General features: G+C 46.6%; 32 protein-coding genes and 1 pseudogene. 11 read left to right on the top strand and 22 right to left on the bottom strand.

Annotation, left to right across the window (positions count from 1 at the left end; all coding sequences use genetic code 11):
* Positions 1-279: 279 nt before the first annotated feature.
* Both ACIFQN_RS27025 and ACIFQN_RS27030 read right to left on the bottom strand, forming a co-directional pair.
* Positions 280-1,131 (bottom strand): annotated as a pseudogene (locus ACIFQN_RS27025) (peptidase dimerization domain-containing protein); the annotation flags it as partial.
* Positions 1,132-1,162: 31 nt separating this feature from the next.
* Positions 1,163-1,621, bottom strand: a complete 459-nt coding sequence (locus ACIFQN_RS27030; RefSeq protein WP_429836134.1) for an N-acetyltransferase family protein — start codon at positions 1,619-1,621, stop codon at positions 1,163-1,165.
* Between the two features lie 905 nt (positions 1,622-2,526).
* Between ACIFQN_RS27030 and ACIFQN_RS27035 the strand changes: the two genes are divergently transcribed.
* The 3 genes from ACIFQN_RS27035 to ACIFQN_RS27045 all read left to right on the top strand — a co-directional run bounded on the left by ACIFQN_RS27035 (position 2,527) and on the right by ACIFQN_RS27045 (position 3,702).
* Positions 2,527-2,970, top strand: coding sequence for a GNAT family N-acetyltransferase (locus tag ACIFQN_RS27035; RefSeq protein ID WP_429836135.1), 444 nt, complete (start codon positions 2,527-2,529; stop codon positions 2,968-2,970).
* 101 nt (positions 2,971-3,071) lie between these two features.
* On the top strand, positions 3,072-3,527 hold the full coding sequence (locus ACIFQN_RS27040) for a DUF1064 domain-containing protein (protein WP_429836136.1): 456 nt from the start codon (positions 3,072-3,074) through the stop codon (positions 3,525-3,527).
* 19 nt (positions 3,528-3,546) lie between these two features.
* Positions 3,547-3,702, top strand: a complete 156-nt coding sequence (locus tag ACIFQN_RS27045) for a hypothetical protein (protein WP_429836137.1) — start codon at positions 3,547-3,549, stop codon at positions 3,700-3,702.
* 56 nt (positions 3,703-3,758) lie between these two features.
* Here ACIFQN_RS27045 and ACIFQN_RS27050 read toward each other — a convergent pair whose 3' ends face one another.
* Genes ACIFQN_RS27050 through ACIFQN_RS27065 form a run of 4 tightly spaced genes read right to left on the bottom strand, consistent with a single transcriptional unit; the run spans position 3,759 to position 6,775 of the window.
* The gene (locus tag ACIFQN_RS27050; protein ID WP_429836138.1) at positions 3,759-4,355 is read right to left on the bottom strand and encodes a sulfite oxidase-like oxidoreductase; all 597 of its coding nucleotides are present in this window, start codon (positions 4,353-4,355) and stop codon (positions 3,759-3,761) included.
* Between the two features lie 39 nt (positions 4,356-4,394).
* A complete protein-coding gene (locus tag ACIFQN_RS27055) occupies positions 4,395-4,826 on the bottom strand; it encodes a CoA-binding protein (protein ID WP_429836139.1) in 432 nt (143 codons plus the stop codon).
* Between the two features lie 22 nt (positions 4,827-4,848).
* Positions 4,849-6,348: a leucyl aminopeptidase gene (locus ACIFQN_RS27060; protein WP_429836140.1), complete on the bottom strand. Its 1,500-nt coding sequence runs from the start codon at positions 6,346-6,348 to the stop codon at positions 4,849-4,851.
* Between the two features lie 55 nt (positions 6,349-6,403).
* Complete coding sequence (locus ACIFQN_RS27065; protein ID WP_429836141.1) at positions 6,404-6,775, bottom strand: DUF309 domain-containing protein; 372 nt, start codon at positions 6,773-6,775, stop codon at positions 6,404-6,406.
* Positions 6,776-6,925: 150 nt separating this feature from the next.
* On the opposite strand from ACIFQN_RS27065, the gene ACIFQN_RS27070 reads away from it, so the two are divergent.
* Together ACIFQN_RS27070 and ACIFQN_RS27075 are read left to right on the top strand one after the other, a co-directional pair.
* Positions 6,926-7,402, top strand: a complete 477-nt coding sequence (locus tag ACIFQN_RS27070) for a divergent PAP2 family protein (RefSeq protein ID WP_429836142.1) — start codon at positions 6,926-6,928, stop codon at positions 7,400-7,402.
* A 24-nt stretch (positions 7,403-7,426) separates the two neighbouring features.
* Positions 7,427-8,194, top strand: coding sequence for a cobalamin-binding protein (locus ACIFQN_RS27075; protein ID WP_429836143.1), 768 nt, complete (start codon positions 7,427-7,429; stop codon positions 8,192-8,194).
* 114 nt (positions 8,195-8,308) lie between these two features.
* On the opposite strand, the gene ACIFQN_RS27080 is transcribed toward ACIFQN_RS27075, so the two are convergent.
* The 6 genes from ACIFQN_RS27080 to ACIFQN_RS27105 form a co-directional block, all read right to left on the bottom strand.
* Positions 8,309-8,926, bottom strand: a complete 618-nt coding sequence (locus ACIFQN_RS27080; RefSeq protein WP_429836144.1) for a 3D domain-containing protein — start codon at positions 8,924-8,926, stop codon at positions 8,309-8,311.
* Positions 8,927-9,169: 243 nt separating this feature from the next.
* Entirely contained in the window at positions 9,170-9,430 is a 261-nt protein-coding gene (locus tag ACIFQN_RS27085; protein ID WP_429836145.1) for a YuiB family protein, read from the bottom strand.
* A gap of 198 nt (positions 9,431-9,628) precedes the next feature.
* Positions 9,629-9,790 carry a YuiA family protein gene (locus ACIFQN_RS27090; RefSeq protein WP_429836146.1) on the bottom strand — a complete coding sequence of 54 codons (162 nt, stop codon included), beginning with the start codon at positions 9,788-9,790 and terminating at the stop codon, positions 9,629-9,631.
* A 183-nt stretch (positions 9,791-9,973) separates the two neighbouring features.
* Entirely contained in the window at positions 9,974-10,450 is a 477-nt protein-coding gene (locus ACIFQN_RS27095; RefSeq protein ID WP_429836147.1) for an NUDIX domain-containing protein, read from the bottom strand.
* Between the two features lie 63 nt (positions 10,451-10,513).
* On the bottom strand, positions 10,514-10,765 hold the full coding sequence (locus ACIFQN_RS27100) for a hypothetical protein (protein ID WP_429836148.1): 252 nt from the start codon (positions 10,763-10,765) through the stop codon (positions 10,514-10,516).
* A gap of 4 nt (positions 10,766-10,769) precedes the next feature.
* The gene (locus ACIFQN_RS27105; RefSeq protein WP_429836149.1) at positions 10,770-11,960 is read right to left on the bottom strand and encodes an NAD(P)/FAD-dependent oxidoreductase; all 1,191 of its coding nucleotides are present in this window, start codon (positions 11,958-11,960) and stop codon (positions 10,770-10,772) included.
* A 360-nt stretch (positions 11,961-12,320) separates the two neighbouring features.
* Here ACIFQN_RS27105 and ACIFQN_RS27110 point away from each other — a divergent pair, with 360 nt between their 5' ends.
* Both ACIFQN_RS27110 and ACIFQN_RS27115 read left to right on the top strand, forming a co-directional pair.
* Positions 12,321-13,322: an NAD(P)/FAD-dependent oxidoreductase gene (locus ACIFQN_RS27110; RefSeq protein ID WP_429836204.1), complete on the top strand. Its 1,002-nt coding sequence runs from the start codon at positions 12,321-12,323 to the stop codon at positions 13,320-13,322.
* Positions 13,323-13,478: 156 nt separating this feature from the next.
* Positions 13,479-13,766 carry a hypothetical protein gene (locus tag ACIFQN_RS27115; RefSeq protein WP_429836150.1) on the top strand — a complete coding sequence of 96 codons (288 nt, stop codon included), beginning with the start codon at positions 13,479-13,481 and terminating at the stop codon, positions 13,764-13,766.
* 56 nt (positions 13,767-13,822) lie between these two features.
* On the opposite strand, the gene ACIFQN_RS27120 is transcribed toward ACIFQN_RS27115, so the two are convergent.
* The 4 genes from ACIFQN_RS27120 to ACIFQN_RS27135 all read right to left on the bottom strand — a co-directional run bounded on the left by ACIFQN_RS27120 (position 13,823) and on the right by ACIFQN_RS27135 (position 17,373).
* Complete coding sequence (locus tag ACIFQN_RS27120) at positions 13,823-14,368, bottom strand: hypothetical protein (protein ID WP_429836151.1); 546 nt, start codon at positions 14,366-14,368, stop codon at positions 13,823-13,825.
* Between the two features lie 60 nt (positions 14,369-14,428).
* Positions 14,429-14,791, bottom strand: coding sequence for a hypothetical protein (locus ACIFQN_RS27125; RefSeq protein WP_429836152.1), 363 nt, complete (start codon positions 14,789-14,791; stop codon positions 14,429-14,431).
* A gap of 167 nt (positions 14,792-14,958) precedes the next feature.
* Positions 14,959-16,431 (bottom strand): amino acid permease, encoded by a 1,473-nt coding sequence (locus ACIFQN_RS27130; RefSeq protein WP_429836153.1) that lies wholly within the window; start codon positions 16,429-16,431, stop codon positions 14,959-14,961.
* A 555-nt stretch (positions 16,432-16,986) separates the two neighbouring features.
* On the bottom strand, positions 16,987-17,373 hold the full coding sequence (locus ACIFQN_RS27135) for a cupredoxin domain-containing protein (RefSeq protein WP_429836154.1): 387 nt from the start codon (positions 17,371-17,373) through the stop codon (positions 16,987-16,989).
* A 281-nt stretch (positions 17,374-17,654) separates the two neighbouring features.
* On the opposite strand from ACIFQN_RS27135, the gene ACIFQN_RS27140 reads away from it, so the two are divergent.
* Positions 17,655-18,236 carry a hypothetical protein gene (locus tag ACIFQN_RS27140; RefSeq protein ID WP_429836155.1) on the top strand — a complete coding sequence of 194 codons (582 nt, stop codon included), beginning with the start codon at positions 17,655-17,657 and terminating at the stop codon, positions 18,234-18,236.
* A 29-nt stretch (positions 18,237-18,265) separates the two neighbouring features.
* Here ACIFQN_RS27140 and ACIFQN_RS27145 read toward each other — a convergent pair whose 3' ends face one another.
* The 4 genes from ACIFQN_RS27145 to erpA form a co-directional block, all read right to left on the bottom strand.
* Complete coding sequence (locus ACIFQN_RS27145; RefSeq protein WP_429836156.1) at positions 18,266-19,750, bottom strand: DUF4153 domain-containing protein; 1,485 nt, start codon at positions 19,748-19,750, stop codon at positions 18,266-18,268.
* Positions 19,751-19,886: 136 nt separating this feature from the next.
* Positions 19,887-20,786, bottom strand: a complete 900-nt coding sequence (locus ACIFQN_RS27150) for a hypothetical protein (protein WP_429836157.1) — start codon at positions 20,784-20,786, stop codon at positions 19,887-19,889.
* The gene (locus ACIFQN_RS27155) at positions 20,761-21,342 is read right to left on the bottom strand and encodes an RNA polymerase sigma factor (RefSeq protein ID WP_429836158.1); all 582 of its coding nucleotides are present in this window, start codon (positions 21,340-21,342) and stop codon (positions 20,761-20,763) included. Before ACIFQN_RS27155 ends, ACIFQN_RS27150 begins: the two co-directional genes overlap by 26 nt.
* Before the next feature lie 146 nt (positions 21,343-21,488).
* Complete coding sequence (gene erpA, locus ACIFQN_RS27160; protein ID WP_429836159.1) at positions 21,489-21,848, bottom strand: iron-sulfur cluster insertion protein ErpA; 360 nt, start codon at positions 21,846-21,848, stop codon at positions 21,489-21,491.
* Positions 21,849-22,052: 204 nt separating this feature from the next.
* Here erpA and ACIFQN_RS27165 point away from each other — a divergent pair, with 204 nt between their 5' ends.
* Positions 22,053-22,229 (top strand): hypothetical protein, encoded by a 177-nt coding sequence (locus ACIFQN_RS27165; RefSeq protein WP_429836160.1) that lies wholly within the window; start codon positions 22,053-22,055, stop codon positions 22,227-22,229.
* Between the two features lie 87 nt (positions 22,230-22,316).
* On the opposite strand, the gene ACIFQN_RS27170 is transcribed toward ACIFQN_RS27165, so the two are convergent.
* Positions 22,317-22,538, bottom strand: a complete 222-nt coding sequence (locus ACIFQN_RS27170; RefSeq protein WP_429836161.1) for a Spo0E family sporulation regulatory protein-aspartic acid phosphatase — start codon at positions 22,536-22,538, stop codon at positions 22,317-22,319.
* Positions 22,539-22,862: 324 nt separating this feature from the next.
* On the opposite strand from ACIFQN_RS27170, the gene mqnE reads away from it, so the two are divergent.
* Positions 22,863-23,966 carry an aminofutalosine synthase MqnE gene (gene mqnE / locus ACIFQN_RS27175; RefSeq protein WP_429836162.1) on the top strand — a complete coding sequence of 368 codons (1,104 nt, stop codon included), beginning with the start codon at positions 22,863-22,865 and terminating at the stop codon, positions 23,964-23,966.
* Positions 23,967-24,106: 140 nt separating this feature from the next.
* Here the strand turns inward: mqnE and ACIFQN_RS27180 are convergent, their stop codons facing one another.
* The gene (locus tag ACIFQN_RS27180) at positions 24,107-24,367 is read right to left on the bottom strand and encodes a DUF1450 domain-containing protein (protein WP_429836163.1); all 261 of its coding nucleotides are present in this window, start codon (positions 24,365-24,367) and stop codon (positions 24,107-24,109) included.
* Positions 24,368-24,539: 172 nt separating this feature from the next.
* On the opposite strand from ACIFQN_RS27180, the gene ACIFQN_RS27185 reads away from it, so the two are divergent.
* Complete coding sequence (locus ACIFQN_RS27185) at positions 24,540-25,607, top strand: NAD(P)/FAD-dependent oxidoreductase (RefSeq protein WP_429836164.1); 1,068 nt, start codon at positions 24,540-24,542, stop codon at positions 25,605-25,607.
* Positions 25,608-25,656: the final 49 nt, after the last annotated feature.

Genomic DNA, 25,656 nt, shown 5'->3' on the forward strand with positions numbered 1-25,656 from the left:
AACAAGCCAGCATCGGACTAAGGCTGAAGTCATCGATGTGGCACGTAAATTATGCAGACCTTGTTTTCTGAAATTGTTATAGATTCGTATGGGAAGCCGCAGGTGGACCAGGTCGACGAGTGGCTTGTGAAATTAAGTCATTTAAGACGAATTAAGAGACGGTCTCCCGCCTCTTATTACCCATTTAATCCCAGACGAATCTTTGTTCTTTCCAAGGATCGCCGTACAGATCCCAAAGTAGCGATTGAGATTTACCTTTGAATTAGTTGTTCCAAACCCTTAGCGTAAAACACGTTTTGCGATCCGGTGCAAGTGCTGAACGCTTATCGATAGAATCTCTTCCTGAATATCAAATTTGGGATGATGATGAGGCGCAGGTATCTCACATCCGATATTCATATAGGTTCCTTTTCCCCCGCGCTCTTGAACGCGTCGAATCATGAAGCTCGCATCCTCACTTCCCAATACGCCCGCTTCTTCCAAAACTAGCGTAATCAATTTTGGATCACAGGTGATGGGGAGCGCCGCTCCGATCACTTCAATCGTATGATCCAGCTCATGCATACTTGCGCTATGCGCAATGATGTTCCTCACACGATCTTCCAGCTCGTTATTTACCACTTCCGACACGGAGCGTGTTTCGATATGCATCTTTGCGTACGAGGGAATGATGTTTGCGGCAGTTCCCCCTTCCAAAATTCCTACGTTTATCCGGGTAGTTCCTGTACTAAAGCGAGGAATCGCATGAATATTCAACAGAGCGGTCGCCGCTCCTAAAAGCGCGTTCCGCCCTTTTTCCGGAGTGGCTCCAGCATGGGATGACACGCCATGAAAATGGGCAACCAATTTTGTCGTAGCCAGAAATCCGGAAGATCCACCCCGGATTTCGCCGAAGGGCCGGTCTCCGCCTAAATGCTGGCAAAACAAGTAATCCACATCATCTAATAATCCCTTTTGAACCATTGCGAAACCCTCAGTAGCAGGAAAATGATCTTCTTCCGCGCTTTCTTTGACAGGCAAAGCATCCATATCAAAGCGGAACGCTACCGTGGGGCCCTCTTCCTTCCCTTTCAAAATACCCACAACCGCTGTGAATCCACCTCTCATTTTCTCCACAATCTGCGGATTGGAGTAATGTTTTGTAAGGCAGTTACGTTTGTAACTAGAAATGCTTTTCCATAGCTTCTTGAGATTTTACAAACTGATTTCTAGTATAAAACTGTACACTGTTGCTACTTGGCCAAAGGATCAGAAACTCAACATTATTTTCTCTCGACCATTGCTCCATGACTTGGTGAATCATCGTTCCAATTCCTTTGTTCCTATATAAAGGACGAGTGTATACATTAGTTACATATCCAAAATAAGGATCTTTAGATTTTCCAGGCCTAGGTACTTTGTGAATTAGTTGCAAATACATATGCGATACTAGCTTCCCTTCTGCTTCAGCTACCCAAATAAACCAGTCTCCCCCATGAATTGCTTGGGTTAAAAATTCACCACAAGTACGGAAAAAATCACTGTGATCAGATTCTGAAACTCTCTCTTCTTCTGAAAAGTCCCACCGCATTCTGACCAATTCATCGATATCATTAAGTGTAGCTAAACGGACCCGTACCATTATTTCATCCCCTTAGCTTTCTGAATTATGTTAATACAATTTTACTCAACGATTGTTAATTGAGCCAATACTGTGATAACTATTGAGCATCCACACCACTGATGGTAATATTAGGTAATTTAATCCAGGAGGTACCAACCTTGAAACGTGTTAGTGAGAACATCATTATCTTTGAGAATACATGGTTTATACTCATTCCGATTCTTCTTGGTATTATTGGTTTTTCATGTCTCGTTGTTGGACTTTTCAAATTAGATAAGGTTAACTTAATTGTTTCGGGTCTGTGTTTTTTCGCTCTTTTCATTTTCTTCATTTCAAGTTATTTTTTCTTGCACCTGCCTAATCTGATCATAATTACCGTTTAGTTAAGATGAAATAATATTTATTTCCAATACTGTTTTTTTCTGTTTCCTATCCATTTATTGCACTTTATACTGTTGTTATAACGTCTCCATGTCTTATTAAGGAGGAAACTATTATGAAGAACAGTAACACCTCGTTACTCCTTGCTATTACTGCGAACTTAGGATTTATTTTATTCTTGATACTTGAACAGACAACTCTCAGCAATTGGATAGCCAAAGGGTGGATCTTAAATGCATTAATCTTTCTCTTTCTACTTTCTCTTCTGTATGTTTTTCTAGAATCTCAAAAGAAAGTAGATAAAATTAAACTCTCTTTAACGCTTTTCATTAATATGGTTGGTTTTATAGTTTTCTTGAACTATTGGTTTAGGCTTTAACAATGTAACTATTGAGATAAAACGTATTATTTAAAGAAACAAGAATGTACGTTGCAAAATAAATCAACCAGAAATTGGAGGCAAGTGAATATTATGTCGAGCTTCGGAATATTTGGATTGCTACTGATTGCATTTATCGCTCTTATTGTTGTGAGATACTTTTGTGACCCTTATCCTAAAGGAAGTAACTTCTGAAAACTGGGAAGAATGTATTGAGTTACAGCCCAATGAAGACCAAAAACAATTTATCGCCTCTAATCTATATTCCCTGGCACAGTCGAAATTTTTACCGAATTTCGAAACACTTGCCGTGTACAAAGATCAAATAATGGTTGGATTTGTGATGTTTGGGATAGATCCTGACGATTCGCAATACTGGATTTATAGACTTATGATCGATTCCAGTCACCAAGGGAACGGTTACGGAATTGAAACCATGAAACAGGTTATTGAAAGAATCAAAGCAAAACCTGATACCACAGATATTATGGTAGCCTACCACCCTGAAAACCAAGCCGCTGCCACTCTTTATGAAAAACTAGGATTTAAAGTTATTGGAAAAGCTCCATGGGGCGAAATTATGACACGTCTTTCAATAGTTGATTAAACAAAATGAACATTTTGATAAGTCGCCCAGCGACTAAATATGAATAGCTTCTTCTGTTATCAAAACTAGTAATCTCGGACCATCTACAAAGGGGCATAGCGATGAAGCGCAGAGCTAGAACAGCCAAACAGGAAAGCGATAAGCCGAAGGTGCCCAAATATAACAACAAGATCACTTATGTTGACGGCATCAAGTTCGATTCCAAGGCTGAATCAGAATACTATCTTGTCCTGAAAGGTAAGCTGGCTGCTGGTGAAATTCAGGAAATGAGGTTGCAACCAGTTTATGTTCTCCAGGATAAATGCTCACGGAATGGTAAGAACCTTCAGGCAATAACATACAAAGCAGATTTTGAAGTGCTTCACTTGGACGGATCGCTGGAGGTTATCGACATCAAGAGGGAAGAGACAGAAGCATTCAAGATCAAGGTGAAGATGTTCCAGTATAGATATCCAAATTTAAAACTCACTTTGCTGAAAAAAGTTGATAAATACGGCGGTTGGATCACTACTGACGAGTATAAAAAGATAAAACTCGCAGAGAAAAAAGCCATATAAACAAGGGAGAGTGTAGAAGATGAGCTACATGGGATTTAAACCACTGGTAAAGAAAGTGAACATGAAACCAAAGGGCATCGTTGAAATCGTTCTGGAAACAACGATTAGCGACCTGAATGGAAAAGTAGAAGCTTTAGGTAGCAGTGGGTGGTCCTGTTCGTCGTGTACCGTGTGAAATAAAATCATTTAAAACGAATTAAGAGGCGGTCTCCCGCCTCTTTTTATTTCCATCTAATCCCAAGCGAATCTTTGTTCTTTCCAAGGATCGCCGTACATATTATACCCGTTCTTCTCCCAAAATCCTTGCTTGTCACCCGCCATAAACTCAATCCCACGCACCCACTTGGCACTTTTCCAAAAGTACAGATGCGGGATGACAAAGCGCAGTGGCCAGCCGTGATCAGGTGTCAGCTCCTCACCGTTGTGCTTATTGGCAAACAGATTGCCAGCTTTCATGAAATCGGCGAGCGGGATGTTTACCGTCCAGCCGTGCTCTGCGTGCAGCATGACGTATTTGGCTTCCGGCTTTACTTTGACCAGCTTCAGCACTTCTTCAACGGGGATGCCTTCCCATTCGTTGTCCAGCTTGCTCCAGCCGGTAACGCAGTGGATGTCGTTGGTCGTACCGCCCTTTGGCAATGCCATCATCTGCTCATAGGAAAGAGTTACTTCCTCTTCTACAAGTCCAAACAGACGAAAGCTCCATTCGGCCGCCAGGTCTGTATATTCGGGTACCTCGCCATAATGAAGAACAGGAAAGCCTGTTGTCTGCTTCTGATTGGGTGGAATGCGGTCTCGCTGGGGGTCTGTCGATTGATTGAAAAACATGTGAGCCCACTCCTTACTGTCAGCAATCGCTTATATCGCTTATTTCCCGATACGTAAAAGCGCATGATCTACTTTGATGCACAAATCGTTGACGACCTCGATGCCATCCTCGCCAACGAGCTTTGCTGCCTCATCGTTGGAAATTCCTTGCTGCATCCAGAATACTTTTGGTTTGTGCTTCATTTTGCGGGTTTCTTCTGCTACGGGGAGAATATCCTCGCTTCTGCGGAACACATTGACGATGTCGACCTGCTCAACGATCTCAGACAGGCTGGCAAGCACTTTCTCACCCAGAACCGTTTCACCTGCGATAACAGGGTTGACCGGAATAATGCGATATCCCGCATTTTGCATGGCAGCCGAGACCATGTAGCTGGTCCGGTCAGGCTTGTTGGAGAGACCTACCACCGCGATGGTTTTGGATCCTTCGAGCAGTTGCCTGCGCACTTCGTTACTTGGATTTTGGACCATGATTCAACACTCCTTCTTCCAATTAAGATTGACTGCGGCTTGATACAAATTGGGCAATCGTCCGTGTCATGACACCGGTACCGCCAGCAGGCTGCATGTCACCCGTACTGGATGTGTAAGCTGTACCCGCGATATCCAGATGCACCCACGGCGTCTCGCCGACGAATTCCTGCAGGAAAACCCCTCCGATGATGCCGTGACCATAACGCCCGCCTGAGTTTTTCAGGTCTGCAAAGCGGCTCTTGTTCAGGCTGCGATATTCCTCAAAGGTCGGGAGCTGCCACAGGCGCTCACCTGCCACGTCTGCTGCTGCCAAAAGCTCATCCATGAGCGCTTTGTCATTGGTCATGGCACCCGAGCAGAAATGCCCCAATGCGACGACGATACCACCTGTCAAGGTAGCGGCATCCACCAGGCAAGAAACACCTTGCTGTTTGGCGTATGTAATGCAGTCTGCCAGTACCAGGCGACCTTCTGCATCCGTCGTAATGATCTCGACGGTTTTGCCACTCATGGTGGTGATCACATCACCTGGACGAAAAGCAGTACCGGACGGCATATTTTCCACCGTACCGATGACGGCGAGTACATTTACCTTTGGTTTGATCTGCCCCAGAGCTTCCATTGCACCGATCATTGCGGCTGCTCCGCCCATATCGGATTTCATGTCTTCCATACCTGCTACCGGCTTGATTGAAATTCCGCCCGTGTCAAAAGTGACGCCTTTTCCGACCAGGCCAATCACATCGTCCCACGTTTCTCTTCCTTGATAGGTTATGGCGATGACATATGGCGCAAGCTCGCTCCCTTTTGCCACTGAGAGCACTCCGCCCATGCCTAGCTCTTCCAGCTTTGCTTTTTCCAGCACTTCTACGCCCATGCCATAGCGCTCTGCTACAGCGACCGCCGCATCTTTCAAGGCGCGTGGAGTCAAATAGTTGGCTGGCTCATTGACCAGTGTACGAGCCAGATTGGTACCGGAAACAAGTGCGTTTCCAACATGCACGCCTGCCTGCACCACTTCGACCGCATCGTCCGCTGCCAAAATCCGTACAGCTGCGATCGGGTCAGACTCCCGCTTCGCTTTTTGCCGGTAGCCCTCGTAGTTATACTCAGCCAATCCGAATGCTTCTGTAACCGCTTGCGCCAATCTGTCGGCTCCAAGGTGTTCCGTCGTCGGCAAATCAATCACAACGGTTTTGCCTGTTCCTTTCGAAGCAACGGTCTTGGCTGCACGGCCCCAAGCATTGCGAGCAGCGACAAAATCAAATTTTTCCGGCGCACCCATTCCGATTACAATCAGCTTTTTGGCTGCCAGTCTGCCCATACTGTGTATGACCGCGATTGCCTTTGCATCGCCGCTTATTTCTTTATCCTTTTGCAAGTCGCCAAGCGTTCCTCCAAAAGCTGCTTCCAGATCAGGGTATACCTGTGACAGCTCTTCGCCTTTCCAAAGAGGAACGATTAATTCATCACAAGCCATATTTACGAGTTGTAACCGTTTTTCTATTGTTACTTCCATATACTCTTCCCTCTTTCTCTGTGATAGGATACAATTATGGGCACATTTGTGTTTATCACAAAGTGTCTACATGCAAACGCAAGGACGGAAACGACATGGCTTTGGCCTCTGCATACGAAATGACATCAACTTCCGGCAAAGATCTCTCGCAGGCTTCTATGTAACGAATGACACCAGACACGTCCAGGCCCCAGTGAACGGGCTCGTAGCGGGTCAGGTACTTTCTCGCGTTGCCAAACATCCAGCGGGCGCCTTTTACATTGCCGTATTCCTGGTGATACAACCCGACAGACAACTGCAGCAAGCCTTGCAGGAACTTGTCGGATTTGTCTTCCATCCAGATGTCTTCCAGCAGATCGTGGCATTCGTAGTACTCACCTTCATTGAATTTGTCAATGAACTGAAGATACTGCCCGGGATATCCCATGGATGCACGCCTCCGTTTCAAACCTTTCGTCTACATGGTAACACAAATTGGCAGTGACTTTAAATCCAAACGAAAACTTCACGGATTAAGGGAACGCCCTTCTGTTACAATAATCTAGAGAAGCGTACAGTAGAAAGGAATGGATTTTCCGTGGCGGATATTTTTGAAAACTTCCCCTTATGGGCTGCGCTGCTTGCCATAGGAATTGCCCAATTCATCAAAATTCCACTTCATTTTTTTGCAACCAAAACATGGCAATGGTCGCTCTTATTGAGTACTGGTGGCATGCCCAGCTCTCACTCCTCAGCCGTGACAGCTCTCTCCACTGCGGTTGGACTTCGTGAGGGATTTTCCAGCAACATGTTTGCCATTTCCGCTATTCTGGGTGTAATCGTCATGTTTGATGCTGCTGGTGTACGCCGCCACGCAGGTATGCAAGCAGTCGTGCTGAACAAACTCGTTGACGAATTCAATCATCTCCTGGAAGGCATGAAATCATTCAGGGTCCGCCCGAATCAGGAAAAAGCCAAAAAGTTAAAAGAACTTCTCGGCCATCAACCGATTGAGGTGCTGATCGGTGGCTGGTTAGGAATTATGATTGCGCTTTTGGTACATCCGTTTTTCTAGGATTTTTCCACAGGGGGGAATCACATGCGCATCGTTTCCATCTGCCCAAGCAATACAGAGATTCTTTACTATCTGGGGCTTGAAGAGCACGTAGTAGGCTTGGACGACCATTCAGATTGGCCTGCCCAGTGGCAGCACTTGCCTCGCGTAGGACCTGATTTGACCATCAACATGGATCAGGTAGCTGCACTCAGGCCCGATCTGGTCGTTGCTTCCCTCAGCGTTCCCGGTATGGAGAAAAATGTGGAGGCCCTTAAAAATCGGGGGATTCCACATATCGTACTCAATCCATCGCGGATTGGTGACATTGCCGCTGACATTCGGCTAGTCGGGGAAGCGACGGGAACCGAAAAGCAGGCAGAGCAGCTCGCCACTCATTTTGACGAAAAAGTGGAAACCATCAGGCAAAAGACTGCAGCGCTCCCCGCTAAACCAAAGCTGTACTGGGAGTGGTGGCCCAATCCGATCTACACGCCTGGTCAGGAAAACTGGCTGACGGATGTGAGCGAAATTGCTGGCGGCATCAATGTATTCGCCGACTATCCGGTAGCCAACGTCAAGGCCACCCGGGAAATGGTTGCAGAGCGTGATCCCGACCATATTTGTGTGGTCTGGTGCGGCATTGAGCTGAAGCGCATCAAGCCCGCGATGATTACGGATCGACCGGAATGGCAAGAAATGAAGGCAATTCGAAATCATCAGGTGCACTTACTGGAGGAAGGGCTCTATTGTCGTCCCTCGCCACGCATCCTCGATGGCTTGGAAAAGCTCGTCGAATTGATTCATACATAAGCACACCAACATGCAAAAACGTTCAAAGCATTCCGCCTTGAACGTTTTTCTTTTTACTCTTCTATGCCACCTACGCGGCATTCCATCATTTTTTTCGCTATTTAATTTTCCTGATCAATTCGCAGCCTCCGCCATCGCAGCGATGCCTTTTTGATTCAAGTTGTTCAAAAATGCTTCCGTCAGCTTGCCTTCGCCTCGTTTTACAATATAGACATCCACAGATTTCTTGCCCCATTGGGTAAAGACGTCCTGCTTGGTCTCGAAATAGAGGTCGATTTTGTTACCGCGAATCGCCCCGCCTTTGTCCGCTACTACCCCGTAACCGTAGCCCGGTATGTATAAAACCGTGCCCAGTGGAAAGATGCGCAGATCGGCAGCAATCGTAGAATAATCATCCCTTCGTACCTTGACGCCTGAATATGTAATTCCATAAGACGGGTGGGACGGGTTTTTTCCCGTCGACTCGTATCCGGCGTAATAACCTGTAGCGACGACACGCACTTTTGGATACTGATCCAACAGCACGTCATTTTTATCAATGACTTGAGTGAGTGAGCTGGCCGATACGGTCCGTTTTTTTACGACCCGCTGCCCCTCTTTGGTTTCCCTAATGCCAAATGTGGATTGGATGCTGCGATCCCCCACTGCGTTGTAGCTGTATCCATCGCTTACAAAGCTTGTCAGCACCATAATTGTAAGGACGACGATACTCACTAACAGCTTCCCATTCATTTCTGGTAAACCTCCTCTCGGTTCTAGTCATGTCCCGAAGAGGAGAAATGTATACACAAATTTTGGATAGTTAGATAAATATTCAGTATGTTAGGTCTTGTCTGACGTCCGTATATTAGAAAACCTGGCTGCGCCATGCCTTTCGGCGGAGCCGCGGTTGCACTTATACTGGATGGGAATTTTATAAATTCTTATCTGTACAAAGAAAAAACAGGCCTATTTCAAGGCCTGCCCAGCGTTTCATTAAAACATCCGATATCCTTTTTTCCGAAGGGTATGGATCGTCCAGCCACTCGCGACTGTGCCAATCATTCCGCATCCAAGAATGAGAGAATCCCATATTCCTGGAACGATTTTCTGATAGACCAGTGCCCCTACCAACACACCTACTGCGATCACCACAGGAAGCCAGGTTGTTTTCAAAATCATGTTTAAAATGAATCCGATGCCAAAACCCAGCACGGTAAAGAGAACGATAGATACCATAAATTGAAGCAAGCTCATCGACCGTTAGACCTCCTGCCATCGTCTCCGGCTTTTGCGCACAAGCAGATGGCAATTGCAGGAAAGACGGGCTGTTTTCGCTTTTAAGTGTAGCCGAATCGCAGGGAAAGGTCAATATGAAGGAAAAAGGTGAAAAAACCAAAAAAACCGTCGGGATATCAGTACCCGACGGTTTCTCGTTGCTATGCGAAACAATCATTAATGGTTAGAAGATAGAGCTTCTTGCTCTGCATGTGTGCCTGCTCCATCACAGTTCGGGCAATTTTCCGAGCCCCCCAGGAGCAGCTGGAAATACCCTTGACCATCACAATACGGGCATTGTTCTTGTTTCTGTCTCATGATGAGCTCCCCTTTCGCCATACATGCGCCAAAACAAATTGCATGTATATTCAGATTATTTTGATGTATCTAACTATAACAGATTCTTTGCTGATTGCACAACATCTCTACATCTGAAAAAAAGCAAAAAAACCATGGTGTAAGCGGAAACATCACGGTTTATCTGTCTTATTCTCATTATTTTAGCCAGTTCTGCATTCTCGACTACTTGAAGACTTTATAAGAAGTGTACTGAAAGACGGGGTCAATCTCGTACGTGCGTCCGGTCATGCCTTGTTCACGGTTTGCATAGCCGGGCAAAATAATTTTCAAGTACGTGGATGAAAGCGGATCGGTAAAGAGCTCGTGAATCGGCATGAAGCGCGCTTCCTCAATCTCGCCCTCCTGTGCTCGCGGCTCCCCGCTCACGTAGTCCATCCAAAAAACCACCATATTGTCGCTAATGCTCTCCTTGATGACACCCGAACGAATTCCCGCTACATGCCGGACGACTGCTTGTACACCTGTTTCCTCCAACACTTCACGAACGGCTGCCTCATCTACGGTCTCAGACTGCTGAACGAATCCCGCAGGAAACGACCATTGCCCTTTTAAGCCGCTGTACGCTTTCTTGACGACCAGAGCCTCTTCGCCGCGAATGACAATCCCGCAAGCACCCAGCCACACTTTTCCTTCTCTCACACTCACCCGCTCCCTTCTTCCCACACGAAACCCCCGACATTATTCGCCGGGGGCACCCAAACTTTAGTCATCCTCGTCATCCAAAAGCCCATTATCAATCATATAGCGCAGATTTTCTCGGTCCCTCTCCCGTCCCTTTTCCTTGAGACGGTCGATAGCAGGCAGGATGAGAATATCAACTTCACGCTGGACGTTCCAAGCCAGGTCATGTCGGCCCTGTTCTTCCAAAAAGGCCCCCACTTCTATCATGGCATTGTAGCGTTCCATTTCTTCGCGGGTCATGAGCCCTCTGACCTGAATACTCGCGTGACGCATAAGGCTACAGTTTTACTTTCTTGAGCGCTAGACCAACGCCACCGATTTTGTACAGGTAACGCAAATCGCTCGCTTTTTTCATCATGGCTGCTGTGCTGCCAAACAGCTTTTTCGAACCAACCTGGCCGATGCCTTCTCCTCTTCCCAGAGAAGCGAGTGTACCTTGCAGATGAGGGGTAAACTTTTGCGTGAGCTCTCCGCGTATCATAGCTGTCAGGTTGTCACCCAATCTTTCCCCTTCCTGCACGGCGATTTGTGCAGTTGGCGGATAAGGGCGTCCTTCCTCATTAAAGATGAGAGCGCAGTCTCCCACCACAAATACGTTTTCGTGTCCTGGTGCCCGCAAATACTCGTCTACCTTGACGCGCCCGCGCATGACTTCAAAGCCTGCTTTTTCCACGATGCTGTTGCCGCGTACACCAGCTGCCCAGATAACCGTCTTGGACTTGATCTCTTCACCGGTCGCCAGCAATACCCCATCAGGCGTGCACTGCTTGATCGGGGTGGCGATCTTGAACTCAATCCCTTTGCGGCCCAGCACATCCATTGCGTAATTGACCAGCTCTGGATCAAACCCAGGCAATGCAGTAGGCGCAGCCTCGATGCAGTACACTTTCACCAAATCCGGGTCAACGTCAAATTCCTCGCACAGCTCTGGCAGACGATCTCCCAGCTCTCCGCAAAATTCAATACCGGTAAAGCCTGCTCCCCCTACTACAAACGTGAGGTAGTCCTGACGATGCGGCTCGTTTTTATACTTCGAGAACATGTACTCGATGTGCTCGCGAATATTGCGCACGGCATTGATGCTGCGAATGCTGAATGCATGCTCTTTCAAGCCCTCGATGCCGAATGTCTCCGGTTCGCTGCCCAGCCCGATGACCAAGTAATCGTAGCTTAGAACGTCCCCATTTTCCAAGGTCACCGTCTGTGCCTCTGATTGAATGGATTGAACTGTTCCTTTTACAAAGTTGACTTTATCTCTGTTTAAAATTTCATCCAGACTGACACGCGCATGATCGGCTGAAGCGGTACCAGCCGCCGGTTCGTGTAGCCAAGTAGTGATATAGTGATAATTGTGTTTGTTGACCAGGGTGATCTCGGCTTCATTGTAGTTCAGCTTTTTTTGCAGCTGCAACGTGGTGATCAACCCCCCGTAACCAGCGCCAAGAATGAGGATTTTGGGTGTACTCATTGGTATCCCTTCCATTCATCATGATAATATTGAAATAAAGGATGTAAAAAAAGGAAGTTTGTGCGAATTTTCACGAGGCTAGTTACTTAATAACATGCCCAGAATGATTGCAGAAGCTACCACGGAATAGATTCCCTTGTTATGTTGTATGATGCAATCTGTGAAAAAAAGCACAAACTAAAGTAAAAATGTGACAATATTATTACAGTCACCCTCATATTATCGGCTGCCGATTTGATTTGCAAGGGTTTTTTGCCTATACCACCGAATTTTACCTGCTTTTTTTCGATCGGAAAAATAGAGTATAATGAAATCTGAGTTCGTTTCACGAATATTCGGAGGTGCTTTCGATTGAATTTTCTGCAAAAGGACGAGCAAATCTACGACATTACGATCATCGGCGGCGGCCCTGCAGGTTTGTTTACCGCATTTTACGGTGGCATGAGGCAGGCAAGTGTAAAAATCATTGAGAGCATGCCCCAGCTTGGCGGGCAATTGTCTGCTCTTTATCCGGAAAAATACATATACGATGTAGCCGGATTTCCCAAGGTTTTGGCCCAAGATTTGATCAATAATCTGAAAGATCAGATTTCACGATTTCAGCAAAATGTTTGCTTGGAAGAAAAAGTGGAAAACGTCGAGAAAAAAGCGGACGATGTGTTTGAAATCAAAACGGACAAAGGCACTCACTACTCCAAATCCGTCATTATTACGGCTGGCGTAGGTGCGTTTGAACCCCGCAGGCTGGAACATCCAGATGCCGTCAAATTTGAAAAATCCAATCTGCACTATTTTGTTACCGATCTGAACTCCTTCAAGGGACAACGCGTAGCCGTCATTGGCGGTGGCGACTCTGCACTTGACTGGTCCCTGATGCTCGAACCAATCGCCAAGGAAGTATACCTCATCCATCGTAGAGACAAATTCCGTGCACATGAGCACAGTGTAGAAATGCTCATGTCCTCCAAAGTAAAGGTGACCACGCCTTACGAAGTTTCGGCATTGCATGGTGAAGAAAAAATCAAACGCCTCACTTTGTTGAACAGTACGACCAAAGAAGAAGTAAATTTGGATGTAGACGCTGTGATCGTCAATTTTGGCTTTATCTCATCGCTTGGCCCTATTAAAAATTGGGGACTCGATCTGGAAAAAGGCTCCATCGTCGTCAACACCCGCATGGAGTCCAACATCCCGGGTATTTTTGCCGCTGGGGACATCGCGACTTATCCAGGCAAGGTGAAATTGATTGCCGTCGGTTTTGGCGAAGCCCCTACTGCCGTGAATAACGCTGTTTCCTATTTCAATCCCGATGCAAAATTGCAGCCTGGTCACTCGTCCAGCATGGACAACTTCAAATCCTAATCCAGGCCAGACTTCAAAATCCCTGTTTGCTTTTAAATCAAAGCAAAAACGGGGATTTTTTCATCCCGTTGCTACGTTTGCTGCATAGCCCCTTCCGCTTCCGTGCAAAGTAGGAAATGCCCCCAATCTCAAACCCATCCCGTGGAGGAGAGTCAGATGAATCATCTCTGCCCTGTTTGCAACGGACTTGCTGCTCTGCATGAGAACTGCCCCCGCTGCGGTCAGCAGATGACTGATGCTGGCCGCCTGTACGATTATTATGGAGCCTACAGCCCTTATCGAGAGATTGATGATGCCAAAATGGACAACGGCGTACGTGACCGTCTGCATCACCAGTGCCAACATACTGGCTGGTGCCCTAACTGTCAGGAGGAGAGAACTGTCGTTGTAGAAGAATGGACATCCGATATGCTTGTGGACCACAATAATGCAACTATTTTCTAAAGGGATTCATACAAAAAGGACGTGTAACTGTGACACGTCCTTTTTGCAATCAGCTTTTATTTTTTCTTGCTCACCAGCTTTTGCGCTAGTCGTTCATTTTTGCTTTTCAATTGCTCCAGCATTTTCGGCAGCGATTCCTTGATTTTGGCGGAATCACCCGATTCAATGGCCGCATTAAATTCTTCGCGGGTCTGTTTGTACTGCTCCATACTCTCACGTCTTGCTTCGCTGTCTTCCTTTTTTCCCTGCTCGCCATTCTTTTTTTCTTTTATATCCTCACCCGTAGTTTGGCGGGATGCCGCCAACTCGCCCATGAGACGCTCTCTTTCCTTGAACGCAGCTTGCCATTCTCCGACTTTGTTTGGGGTATACTTTTCTGCGAGCAAAGTCATGTACATTTTCTGATGAGCTCCGCTGTGCAGACCATGACGCATTTTCGCATGACCGTTGTAGTCCCCATGATCTCTATGCTTAGGGTATACACTACTTGTCTGCATAGGGATTGATTGTTGTTCGCCTGCTGTAGCTGCTTGAACTACGGCAGGAATGGTCATGCTCATAACCAAGGCGGTTGCCATCATCCCTTTTTTCCAATGCTTCATGTCGTTCACTCCTTTTTCATGATAGACGGGTGCAGTTCCCGCTTACTTTCGGTGGGAATGCTAAAACGGACGCAATTCGTCTCTGTTCAGTCCAAACAGCTTGACCAAGCCCATCTGTTCGAGATCCTGCTTCGTTTTTTCTGTGCCATGCTGATAAATCAATTGATAGATGGCACGCAGGTTGTCGTCGTACTCATCATTGTCCCGATCCGGCATGTCTGACCATAGCGTATGACCATGCATCCACATCATGAAGTCACCATGGACACAGTTGTTGAACAGGTCGCGCATCATCCCAACCTCGACATCAGTTGCCTCGATTTCGAAATCATAGGTGGAAGTGCCTTTTTCATCGCGTATTTCAGCTACCGTCGTTCCAGCCTGCAATGTGACGTAATATCGTTTTTTCTCCAGGCTTGTCATCTCCTTTAGAAAATCTAGCTCCGCCCTCTCTTCTGTACCGATGGATGGCTTTCATCACCGACTTGCAAAGTTTTCCTTTATACTTTGCGCAAAAATGGAAAAAAACATGTATGGAAAAGGATTTGAAATGAAAAAAGGGCGACCATGAGATCGACCTTTTGCAGCTACTATTCCTTATAATTCAAATCACACTCTTGCAACGGAACGACCTTTGTTTTCTTCACGATTTTGTAACCGAGCCATAGTACCAGAAAAATCGGTAAGCCGATATAGGAGACGATCACGCCTTTCCAGTCAACGTTTTCTCCCATAAATGCACTGTAATTTTGACCAAGAATCACAATCAGGCACAGCACAAATGCAAAGATCGGGCCGAACGGATACCATTTCGCTTTATAAACTAGCTGGTTTAAATCTCTCCCCTGTGCAATGTACGCTTTCCGGAAACGGTAATGACTGATGGCGATTCCTAACCAAGCGATGAAGCCGGCCATCCCTGAAGCGTTCAACAACCAGACATAGACGGTACCATCACCAAACGAGGAAGATAAAAAAGCGGAAAAACCGATGATCGTCGTTACGACGAGCGCAAAGATCGGGACCCCCCGGGAATTTACCTTTGCGAACAGACGCGGGGCCTTGCCGTCTTTCGCCAGCGCCCAAAGCATTCGCGTCGAGGCATACATCGCGGAGTTGCCGACAGATAGAATGGAGATCAGGATCACTGCATTCATCACCGCGGCGGCAAACGCCATTCCTGCCCGCTCGAAGACAAGAGTGAAAGGACTTACTGCGATATTCTCCACGCTTGCTTGCAGCAAATTGGGATCGGTATAAGGAATAATCAATCCAATCACCAAGATGGAAAACACATAGAAGAGCAGAATCCGCCAAAACACTTGCCGGATCGCTTTTGGAACATTTTTGCCCGGATTGTCACTTTCACCGGCTGCAATCCCGACCAGCTCGGTTCCCTGGAACGAAAACCCGGCGATCATGAAAATGCCCATAATCGCGAGAAAACCGCCATGAAACGGAGAACCGTCCAACATGAAATTGCCAAAGCCTATAGCCGGTCCGTTCATGATGCCAAAAATCATCGCCACGCCGACGATCAGAAAGGCAATGATGGTTACTACCTTCACGATGGAAAACCAATACTCGGCTTCTCCGTATCCCCTTGCGGACAAAACATTCAAGGCCACCAGCAAAGCGAGAAAAATGACACTCCACAGAAAAGAGGGAATTGCTGGGAACCAGTACTTCATGACCAATCCTCCGGCTACCATCTCCAATGGAATGGTGATCGCCCAGTTATACCAATAAATCCATCCAAGCGAGAATCCAACAGCAGGATCGACAAATTTGCTGGCGTAGGTTTCAAACGATCCTGCCACCGGCATAAATGTAGCCATTTCACCCAGACTAGTCATAAGAAAATAGACCATGATCCCGATTGCGACGTAGGCGACAAGTGCCCCGCCGGGTCCGGCCGAGCTGATCGAGGCACCGCTGGCAATAAACAGGCCTGTGCCAATCGCTCCCCCTATTGCAATCATTGAGAGATGTCTTGCCCGTAGACTACGCTGCAATTTTTCGCCCTTCGGCGAAACTTCGATCTCGATCGGCGCTTTGCTCACAAGAACCCCTCCTGGGAAAGATGAATATTCAGAAAATACCTTTCCCAATGGTAACGCTTTCACAAAAATACGTCATTCGTCTGCATGACAGAAAACTAGCAAAAAATCCCCCCAACTTTTATACAAATTGTATAAGTTTTAGTATAATGACATTTGCTCCTCACAAAGAAAAACGCGGGAAGAGCACCCATGTCCTTTGGCTGTATGGTCAGTCTAACTGTTGTGGGGGAAAGGAAAAAGGAGAAAACGCTCCAGCTTCGTAGGAACACCTGCTGAGGGTCATCCCTGTCCAGCTACATTCCAAAAGCGAAACCGCGTCCAAAGCAGCCGTCTCAGGGTGAGTCTCAGAGGTGGACGCTTAAAGGCGTGTTTCACTTTTTACATTTCAGGAGGAGCGACCGCGTTTTAGCGGAATATTTCACCGAAGTAATACCGTGAGCGAACGCCGAGGTACCTTGTCATGCGCTCCAGAATTCATAAGCGTCGCGCTTATAAATTCTTCTACGTTGAAAAAACACCTTGACCCGCTTGGCAGGCCAAAGTGTTTGGTTACATTTATTTCACAACTAATTTGGCAACCATTTTGCCGTGATCTGGTCCGCAGATGACGTTGCAAAAAATGGTGTACTCGCCAGCTTCGTCGATTTTCAGAGTTTTGCTGCCTTCTTTTTGAATGTCTACATCCAGACCCTGGATACCGATTCCATGGAAGCCTTCTTCCGACTTGAAGTTGATGGTGAACTCTTCACCGGCTTTTACTTCAAATGTATCTTGATTAAATTTCCAATTACTCGCTTCAATATTGACTGCTGTACCCGTCGTTGCAGCAGGAGCCTCAGAATTGCCGCTCGCCGCTTGATCCTTGCTTTCACCGCCACATGCTGTCACCAGCATAGCAGACAGTGCAACTGCCGAAACCAATAGACCCCACTTTTTATTCACTTCTGACCCCTTCTTTCTATTTGTTCTACACTTCCATTGTACTGAAAAGGAGTCGTCCAAAATCTGGAACGTGTGGCTGATTGGTGACGAATTAGCTAACGATTCATGAACATTCAAAAGGGCGTCTTTTATTACTCACTCGGTAACTGAATTTGGTAGATTTTCGTAGGTCGACCGCGCAGCTTCTCTTGTTTTTTATACAAGATGAATACGATTGCAGTCGACACCGCTGGAACATTCTCCCTTCTCTTCCGTCCTATAGTTGATTGGAGTGATGTGTAGTGCAGGTACGTACTTTGTTAGCCGCCATATTCGCTGTATTCGTCGCCTTTTCCTTTTTATTTCATCCCCTCCCCGCGTCTGCCTGTAGCTGTGCACCCCCACCTGATCCACAAACAGCCAAAGACCAGGCAGCCGCTGTCTTTACAGGCAAAGTCATTCAGGTGTCGGAGCGCAGTGACTGGCGTAAATGGATACCATTTGGGAACCGTCCAAGCCGAGATGGATTCGACGTAGTTCTGGAGGTGCAATCTGCTTGGAAAGGAGTTGACCATACTCGGGTCCTTATTACCACTAGTGGTTTTGGTGGTTCTTGCGGTGTTCCTTTTCAGATTGGGACTGAGCACCTCATTTATGCTTACTATTGGGAAAGCGATGAGCTGGAGACAAACATTTGCACCCGTACCACACCATTGATCAATGCCAGTGAAGACCTGCAAGTATTGGGACCAGGCAGTGTTCCTAGCAATTCTAGTGGGATCATGTGGACACAGCAGTTTTCTATGTATAGTGTAATCGGTGCCATTTTCCTAGCAGGTACCGCAACCTTCTTCCTTTTATCCAGCAAAAAGCGGAGACGTTGAGTTCTCCTGTCTCCGCTTTCGCCTACTCGCTATTGTAGATACGGTTTTGCCCAATACCTCGCTAAATTAAAGGACTGCCAGCTTTTCTCCTCCTGCAGGTCCTCTTTTTTGTATTCCAGCCTGTATTGCAGGGAAGCCGCTACGGATTTGTCCTTGGCAAGCTCCATGATGACAGGAATGGCATCATAGGACAGTCTGCTCAAATACTCAATGTCGATGTTCCCTGTGGCATAGTAGCGACTGAGGTTGTTCTTAGCAATCATCGCGTCCATATTGACGTAGTTCAGCAGCACGTAGCTTACCAGCGCTACGATGGCATAATACTTCATCAGAGAGAAAGCGTTTCGCCATATTTTCAAAAGAGCAATCACGAACAGAACAAACAAGAAAATCATGAAGGCGTGTGCCAGTAGCCGCGCATGGGTATAACCGTACGCTTCCTCATACAGAGAAAGACGGAAATAAGCTGAAAAGAGCATAAAGCTCGTGCATACCGTCAAAAAGCTAAGAAGAATCTGGACCATGCGATACAAGAGAGGCTTGGCCCGCGATGCCAAGTGCATCGTACTCAGCAAGATGATGAAGTTGATGATTGTTACACTAACCAGCTCGTTAAACCCGTTTTTGGCATACTCCGCATAGGTCACTCCATCTGGTAGTGCCGCCTCTTCCCCGCTGAACAAGTAAGAGATCTGGATAAAGACGAAGGCCGCATACACTACGTTGATAATGGTCAAAATCGTCACCAGAATAATCCCATCCCAGACGATCTTGCCCACTTCATCTTTTGGCACGGGGAGCTCTACACGCGCCTCCCTTTGACCAAGGAGGGCATACATATAGCCGAATAATACAAGGGTGACCAGTCCAATTACTAACAATCGGAATAACGCTTCGGCGGAGCCTACGTCAAACAGCATACTCGGGATTTCGCTTAGAAAATGCCCAAACACACTATCTGCGTTTGATAACAGACCGAGCACAACAAGCAGAATGGGCACGGATATTCCCACTCCCGCCAGTACCTTCGTGATCACTCCATATTTTTCACGGTCCACTCTTTCCTTGATCCATTCCTTCGCCAAGATAAAAGGCAACCGCGTATACTTCAACGTGTAAAAAAGCACGGTTTCCAGCACTTCTCCGATAAAACTGATCGTATACCACTTCGCCCGATGCCGCTTTGTGAGCAGCATCGTTTGAACGACGAATAAAAACGGAACCAGCACAAAATTAACAAGGTGAAAAAACCCATTTGAATACAAAAAGAAGGTAAGCCCCAACAAGAAAATCGGCACGGTCAAAAGCCAAGCAAATGCCTGCCGAGAAGTAATCGTCAGATGATGCCGCTGCCTCGCCTGCCAAAAAAAGAAGGCATACATCCCGATCAAAAACAACGGATACGAAATACCGAACTCTTTTCCGTAAAACAAAAAGTCTCCCAAGCACCCGATTCCAAAGGCCCCAAGCAATAGCCATTGAAAGCTTTTCTGTCCCTGTGCCTCATCCGCCACATCATTCCACTCCTTGCCTGCGCGATCATCTAAAAAGCTACAAGAGCAGTCTCTTTTAAGAGCTGCTCTTTGTAAATACGTGGATGATGAGAGGGCGGATACATTTGCTGGAAAATTTATAGAGGGAACACGCTACCTATTTCAGCTTTTCCGCAATCGCCAACAGGTCTTCCTTTGTAATTTCGGCAGCGACCGTTCTCACTTCAAGCAGTTGCTTTTTCTTATCGTTGTAAAATTCCACGTACTTCGTTTCCTTGTCTTCTAGCTTTTGCACGTGATACAACGCCTCTTTTTTCTGAACCGTTACCTTTTCTACCGTTTCATCCGGGCCTGCTTCACTGCTGACCCATTTCACTTTTTCAAAATTGGTGAGGATCAGGAAGACTTCCCCCTTCGTACCCTTATACGTAATGTTTAGCCGATCGATTCTGGGATCAATCGGAAGATCTCGGACAACCACTTTCTTATTGTTCTTCTCCGCTTCTTGGATCATGGATTCGAACAGCTCTGGTTGGCTGTAGTTCACTTGATGATGAATAAACCCCTCAGAAAACTTGTAACCACCGACTAGCTCCGTAGGTATTCCGACAAAGCTCCCTACCTCTGTCTGCAGGGCGGAATGATTCGTTTGCATGAGAGGAGCTTGCATGAATCTGACATTTTTATCCGGGTTCTCTGGACCAGGTACATAAACGGCAACACTGGCTCCTGGCTTCAGCGTTTCTCGAACTTCGTTTATGATATCGCGCGTACTTTCCAAGACTTCAGGCTTGGTCTGAGTCTCATTTACTTTCACCACGACTTCACCCTGATCATTCTTTAGCTCATATACCTTCATCGCCGCAAAAGCGGTCGTTGCTCCCAGCACAAGTGTAGCCGCAAGAATCAAACTAATCTTTTTTTTCATAAAATACGCCTCCTTATGTTTTTTTTGCTCATGCAGTTTTTGAAGGACCTGATGCTTGACATCGAAGTCTTCGGCAACTGCATCCATCATTTGTTTCTTCCACTCATCGGACTGCTGAGATCGTGTCATGATCATCACCACCTTCTAAAACGAGCATGTGCGATTTGCATTTTTTCAGAGCCCGTTCATATTGTTTTCTAAGTGCAGCCGGTTTTTTATGGAACAAAAGGGAGAGCTCGTCGTATCCTCTCTCTTCTACTACACGCAAGATGATCAGATTGCGCTCACTCGCTGATAGCTTTGACAGAGCCAGATGAAGTGGATTGCTAAGATACTCCCGATCTATACGTTCCTCCCCTTCATGCCGGCTCACAGTGGGGAGACCCGCTTTCAAAAAAGTAACCACTCGCCCCAGCTTCGCTCTATTCAATAGGTTTAGACAATGATGATAGGCAATTTTATACATCCATGCCGAAAAGGAAACCTCCTGGCGGTAGCTCTCGATTTGCTCGTATGCTTTCAGGAATACCTCTTGGACAGCATCCTCCGCTTCCTGTCTGTGGCCCAGCATGTGGTAGCAGTACACAAACAGCGGCTTTTGCATCGCGTCAATGATGATCCCAAATTGATCGATATCCCCAGCCTTTACCTCCTTTATCGCCTGTTCGATTTCGTTCTTATCCAAGCCCTCTCACCTCCAATTGACTGGTATAACAAACAACGAACTCATTTTGTGACAACATGGGCATCTTTTTTTTCGCAAAAAAAAGACCCATACCTCTGTATGGATCAAAAAGTCTTTCGCCCTGCTTCTCCACAGAGAATGGGAGCTTAATCGTCACATTTCTCTTCTTTTCCTTTTGCCAATGCTGTCTTGAACGATGACCCGCAGCCACAAGAGGCAATCGCGTTTGGATTTTCGATGGAAAAGCCGCCGCCCATCATCGACTCCTTGTAGTCGATTTCCGTTCCTTTAATGTATAGGTAGCTGTCCTTGTCGACAACAATTTTCACACCATGTTGCTCGAAGGTCTCGTCGCCTTCCTTCATTTCATGATCCCAGCCCATGCCGTAGGTAAATCCGCTGCAACCACCTGGTCTGACACCCACACGCAAAAACATACCGGGCTTGCCTTCTGCTGCCAGCATTTCCTTGACTTTGAGGCTGGCTTGCTCTGTCAATGTAATCATGCTTCTTTCCCTCCCTTGCAGGCTCAATCCTAATAACAGCTGCTTTTTTATAACTTAAGTATACAAAAGAACCCTCCTCTCCCACAAGGTTCCCCTGCACTTATAAAGCCCATTCTCATGAGAAAGTACTTTCATAATTCGAATGGAAATTGCTCACAATATGCTTTGTGTAACGCAATATCAATCAATGGAGGCAGAGAAAACATGTCTGATAACCAAAATCAGTCGTTTTTGGAAACAACATCGGATACGATGAAAAAAGGAATCGAAACCGCGACGGATGCCACCCAAAACGCTTTGGAAACAGCCAGCGACGCTACACAAGTGGCTGTGGAAGCGACAGCAGAGCGGGTACGAAACATGACAGACGATCAAGAATAACTCTTTTACGGAAAGCCATCATATTCGCTTAGATGGCTTTTTCTTTATTTTTCCTTAAAGAACACAAAAAAAGAGGGTTTCCCCTCCTTACGCAAAAAAAGCCTTGTTTTCTAACAGGTAAAAACGATACTGTTTCTTTCGGTTGCCAGCCTTGGACAGATTATGATCTATCTGGTTCAGTTCGTTGTGTAGTTGATCAATTTGTATACTGTATTCTAGGACTTCTGGATGATCTAACCCAAACTCTAACCCAATATTTACCATACGCTGTCGAAGGAGTTCGATTTGTTCGAGCAAAACGTCCCGCATTTTGAAGCTCCTCCTATTAATAGTTCAGGCTTTCTTACCTATATTTTACAAGATGTGCTACATTTTCGCAAACAAAATTTCCCACTTTACCCAAAATGGAAGCAACATTTTGACGATAATTGTTAGAATTTTACAGATCGCAGTTGGTGAACTTATGATATTGTTCGCCAAACCTAAGAGGTTTATAATATAGGTGCCTTGTTGCCCGAGATTTTCATTTTGATTAGGTGATAACTCCCTTCCCAAGAACGCTATGTACGGGGACAAATTGGGACGAACTCACTAGAAATTACGACTATTCGATTTAGAAAGGAAGTGTTTGGAATGGCGGTTGAAACCCTTGCCATCCAAGATAAATCACTCGCTGGGATCGCAGAAAAGGTCATGCACGGCGAACGCCTTACCTTAGAAGACGGTGTCACTCTGTTCAACTCCAACGATCTGCTTACGATCGGGCAATTAGCAAATATTGTCAATTATCGCAAAAACCAAGATAATGTCTATTTTTTGCAAAACCTCTATATTAATCCTACAAACGTTTGTGAAGCTCACTGTAAATTCTGTGGGTTCCGTCGTGATGAAGGTGACGATGGCGCTTATACGATGAACACGGAAGAATTGCTTCATTATGTAGAAACGCGTTTCCATCCTGGTATCCGCGAATTCCACGTCGTCGGTGGACATAACCAGCACCAACCGTTCGAATACTATCTCAACACGCTTCGCACCTTGAAAAAAGCTTATCCAGATGTCACCATCAAATCCTACACAGGTGCGGAAATCGAATTCTTCTCCCGCATCTCTGGCCTCTCCATCCGCGAGGTTCTGCAAGAGCTGATGAAAGCAGGTCTGCAAAGCTTGACTGGTGGCGGAGCGGAGATCCTGACTGAGCGTTACCGCATGAAAATGAGCCCGGAAAAGGCAAGCACGGACATGTACCTGCAGGTTCACAGAACCGCACATGAGCTGGGCTTGAAAACCCACACTACGATGCTGTACGGCTCGATCGAAACACTTGAGGAGCGCGTAATCCACATGCTTCGCCTGCGTGAGCTGCAAGACGACACGAATGGCTTCATGGTCTTCATACCATTGGCGGTACAGCCAATCAAAGCGACTGCAGGAATCAAACGCCGCAACTCGGCCATTGATGACTTGAAAACGATGGCCATCAGCCGTCTGATGCTCGACAACTTCCAGCACATCAAGGCTTATTTCATCAACATCGGTACCCAGCTCACTCAATTGTCACTGACTATGGGTATTTCCGATGCCCACGGAACTCTCGTGGAAGAACGCATCAGCCATGCTGCCGGCGCACTCACCCAGCAAGCTCTGACCGTTGATGAACTGGTCTGGTTGATTAAAGGTGCGGGCAAACGCGCACTGGAACGCGACACCTTCTACAACGTCATCAAAGAACACTAATCGAAAGCATTGCCAGCCCTTTGATGCAGGCAACTGCAAAAAAGCTGATGCCCTTTATCTCAAAAGCGGCATCAGCTTTCTTCTATTTTCCAAGCCCGCGTGTTTTTTGCGGTGCGAAATGAACATCCTAAAGAAATCTCCTATAGTGGGAAAAGAGCATCCAGCTCATCTTCTTCACGCAGCTTGTTTTTGATTTTGACGAGCAGCTCTTCTGCCGTCTCGGCTTGGACCAGATTCCCGTTTACCAGTGCGAAAGGCATCATGTAACACTCTCCGCAATAGCCAAGACAGCCATATTCCAAAACATCGACGTCCAGTTCCGGATCATTTTCCAACGCGTCTACGACTGATTGGGTATAGGATGAGACATTGCTCGCGCAAAATTCTACTAGAGGCTTCATTCTTGTCACCTACCGATTATTTCGTCATCGTCACGTTCTTTATTGTACCTCGTCTACGGTAAAAATCCAGCGGGGATTGCGGGAAAAAGATTCTGCTTGCATTTTTAGTGAAAGAGACTAAAAATAGAATGGGTGCTGTAAAAAACGGACAGAAGAAAGGACTAGACCTTCTATGAAACGACTTGTGATCCTTGGTGGAGGATACGGGGGTCTTCGTATTATTGAGCGAGTCCTGTCCCCTGATTTACCAGACGACGTGTTTATTACCCTTGTAGACAGAATGCCGTTTCACGGCTTGAAAACAGAGTACTACGCTCTGGCTGCAGGGACAACGCCGGAATCTCACTTGCGTGTCACTTTTCCAAACGATCCTCGCCTGACGATCAAGTACGGGGAAATTACAGGATTGGATTTGGACGAGCAGGTCGTCAATTTTACAAACGGGGACGCCCTTTCTTACGATTGGCTCGTAATTGGATTGGGCTGTGAGGACCGTTATCATGATATCCCTGGTGCGGAGCAGTATACCTGTTCCATTCAATCAATGGGAGCTACCCGCAACACTTACTCGGAAATCAACAATGTGAATCCGTATGGTACGGTTACCGTTGTGGGTGGTGGCTTGAGCGGTGTCGAAATGGCTGCTGAACTGCGTGAAAGCCGTCCTGACTTGAATGTACGCATCATAGACCGCGGACAAAGCATTTTGAGCCCGTTCCCGAAAAAGCTGCAGGAATACGCTTCTCAATGGTTCATCGAACACGAAGTACAGCTTGTTTCCATGGCATGTGTGACGGCTATCGAGCCGGGTGTGGTCTACAACCATAACCAGCCGGTTGAAAGTGATGTTATTGTCTGGACGGCAGGTATCCAAGCCAATCGGATTGTGCGCTCTCTCGGAATCGAAACAGACAACATTGGACGCGCCAAATTAAACCAGTATCATCAAATTCCATCCCATACCAACGTCTACGTCGTGGGTGACTGTGCGAGCACGATCGTCGCGCCAAGTGCCCAAACGGCTGAGATACAAGGGGAACAGATTGCTCTTATGCTGAAAAAAGACATCAAGGGAGAAGATTATCCTGCTTCTCTGCCTGCTCTCAAGCACAAAGGCTTCCTTGGTTCTCTGGGCAAAAAAGAAGGCTTTGCCAGCATGGGAAAAGTCTCTCTGGTCGGCCAGATGGCTCGTGTCATCAAGAGCGGCCAACTGTGGATGTACAAAAAACATATGGGATGATCCAAAAACCTGTTGGCCCTGATGGTCAAACAGGTTTTCTTTTTGTATA

It is taken from the genome of Brevibacillus sp. NRS-1366 (assembly GCF_050467985.1).

Excerpts from the sequence above, each read along its gene's own strand:
- ACIFQN_RS27170 (WP_429836161.1), bottom strand. The coding sequence starts at position 22,538 with ATGCGGGACGTTTTGCTCGAACAAATCGAACTCCTTCGACAGCGTATG.
- ACIFQN_RS27105 (WP_429836149.1), bottom strand. The coding sequence starts at position 11,960 with ATGAGTACACCCAAAATCCTCATTCTTGGCGCTGGTTACGGGGGGTTG.
- ACIFQN_RS27100 (WP_429836148.1), bottom strand. The coding sequence starts at position 10,765 with ATGCGTCACGCGAGTATTCAGGTCAGAGGGCTCATGACCCGCGAAGAA.
- ACIFQN_RS27090 (WP_429836146.1), bottom strand. The coding sequence starts at position 9,790 with ATGGCGAAAGGGGAGCTCATCATGAGACAGAAACAAGAACAATGCCCG.
- erpA (WP_429836159.1), bottom strand. The coding sequence starts at position 21,848 with ATGATTACATTGACAGAGCAAGCCAGCCTCAAAGTCAAGGAAATGCTG.
- ACIFQN_RS27045 (WP_429836137.1), top strand. The coding sequence starts at position 3,547 with ATGAGCTACATGGGATTTAAACCACTGGTAAAGAAAGTGAACATGAAA.
- ACIFQN_RS27075 (WP_429836143.1), top strand. The coding sequence starts at position 7,427 with ATGCGCATCGTTTCCATCTGCCCAAGCAATACAGAGATTCTTTACTAT.
- ACIFQN_RS27080 (WP_429836144.1), bottom strand. The coding sequence starts at position 8,926 with ATGAATGGGAAGCTGTTAGTGAGTATCGTCGTCCTTACAATTATGGTG.
- ACIFQN_RS27050 (WP_429836138.1), bottom strand. The coding sequence starts at position 4,355 with ATGTTTTTCAATCAATCGACAGACCCCCAGCGAGACCGCATTCCACCC.
- mqnE (WP_429836162.1), top strand. The coding sequence starts at position 22,863 with ATGGCGGTTGAAACCCTTGCCATCCAAGATAAATCACTCGCTGGGATC.
- ACIFQN_RS27165 (WP_429836160.1), top strand. The coding sequence starts at position 22,053 with ATGTCTGATAACCAAAATCAGTCGTTTTTGGAAACAACATCGGATACG.
- ACIFQN_RS27125 (WP_429836152.1), bottom strand. The coding sequence starts at position 14,791 with ATGACAAGCCTGGAGAAAAAACGATATTACGTCACATTGCAGGCTGGA.
- ACIFQN_RS27120 (WP_429836151.1), bottom strand. The coding sequence starts at position 14,368 with ATGAAGCATTGGAAAAAAGGGATGATGGCAACCGCCTTGGTTATGAGC.
- ACIFQN_RS27150 (WP_429836157.1), bottom strand. The coding sequence starts at position 20,786 with ATGACACGATCTCAGCAGTCCGATGAGTGGAAGAAACAAATGATGGAT.
- ACIFQN_RS27185 (WP_429836164.1), top strand. The coding sequence starts at position 24,540 with ATGAAACGACTTGTGATCCTTGGTGGAGGATACGGGGGTCTTCGTATT.
- ACIFQN_RS27040 (WP_429836136.1), top strand. The coding sequence starts at position 3,072 with ATGAAGCGCAGAGCTAGAACAGCCAAACAGGAAAGCGATAAGCCGAAG.
- ACIFQN_RS27055 (WP_429836139.1), bottom strand. The coding sequence starts at position 4,826 with ATGGTCCAAAATCCAAGTAACGAAGTGCGCAGGCAACTGCTCGAAGGA.
- ACIFQN_RS27180 (WP_429836163.1), bottom strand. The coding sequence starts at position 24,367 with ATGAAGCCTCTAGTAGAATTTTGCGCGAGCAATGTCTCATCCTATACC.
- ACIFQN_RS27085 (WP_429836145.1), bottom strand. The coding sequence starts at position 9,430 with ATGAGCTTGCTTCAATTTATGGTATCTATCGTTCTCTTTACCGTGCTG.
- ACIFQN_RS27115 (WP_429836150.1), top strand. The coding sequence starts at position 13,479 with ATGAATCATCTCTGCCCTGTTTGCAACGGACTTGCTGCTCTGCATGAG.
- ACIFQN_RS27065 (WP_429836141.1), bottom strand. The coding sequence starts at position 6,775 with ATGGGATATCCCGGGCAGTATCTTCAGTTCATTGACAAATTCAATGAA.
- ACIFQN_RS27030 (WP_429836134.1), bottom strand. The coding sequence starts at position 1,621 with ATGGTACGGGTCCGTTTAGCTACACTTAATGATATCGATGAATTGGTC.
- ACIFQN_RS27060 (WP_429836140.1), bottom strand. The coding sequence starts at position 6,348 with ATGGAAGTAACAATAGAAAAACGGTTACAACTCGTAAATATGGCTTGT.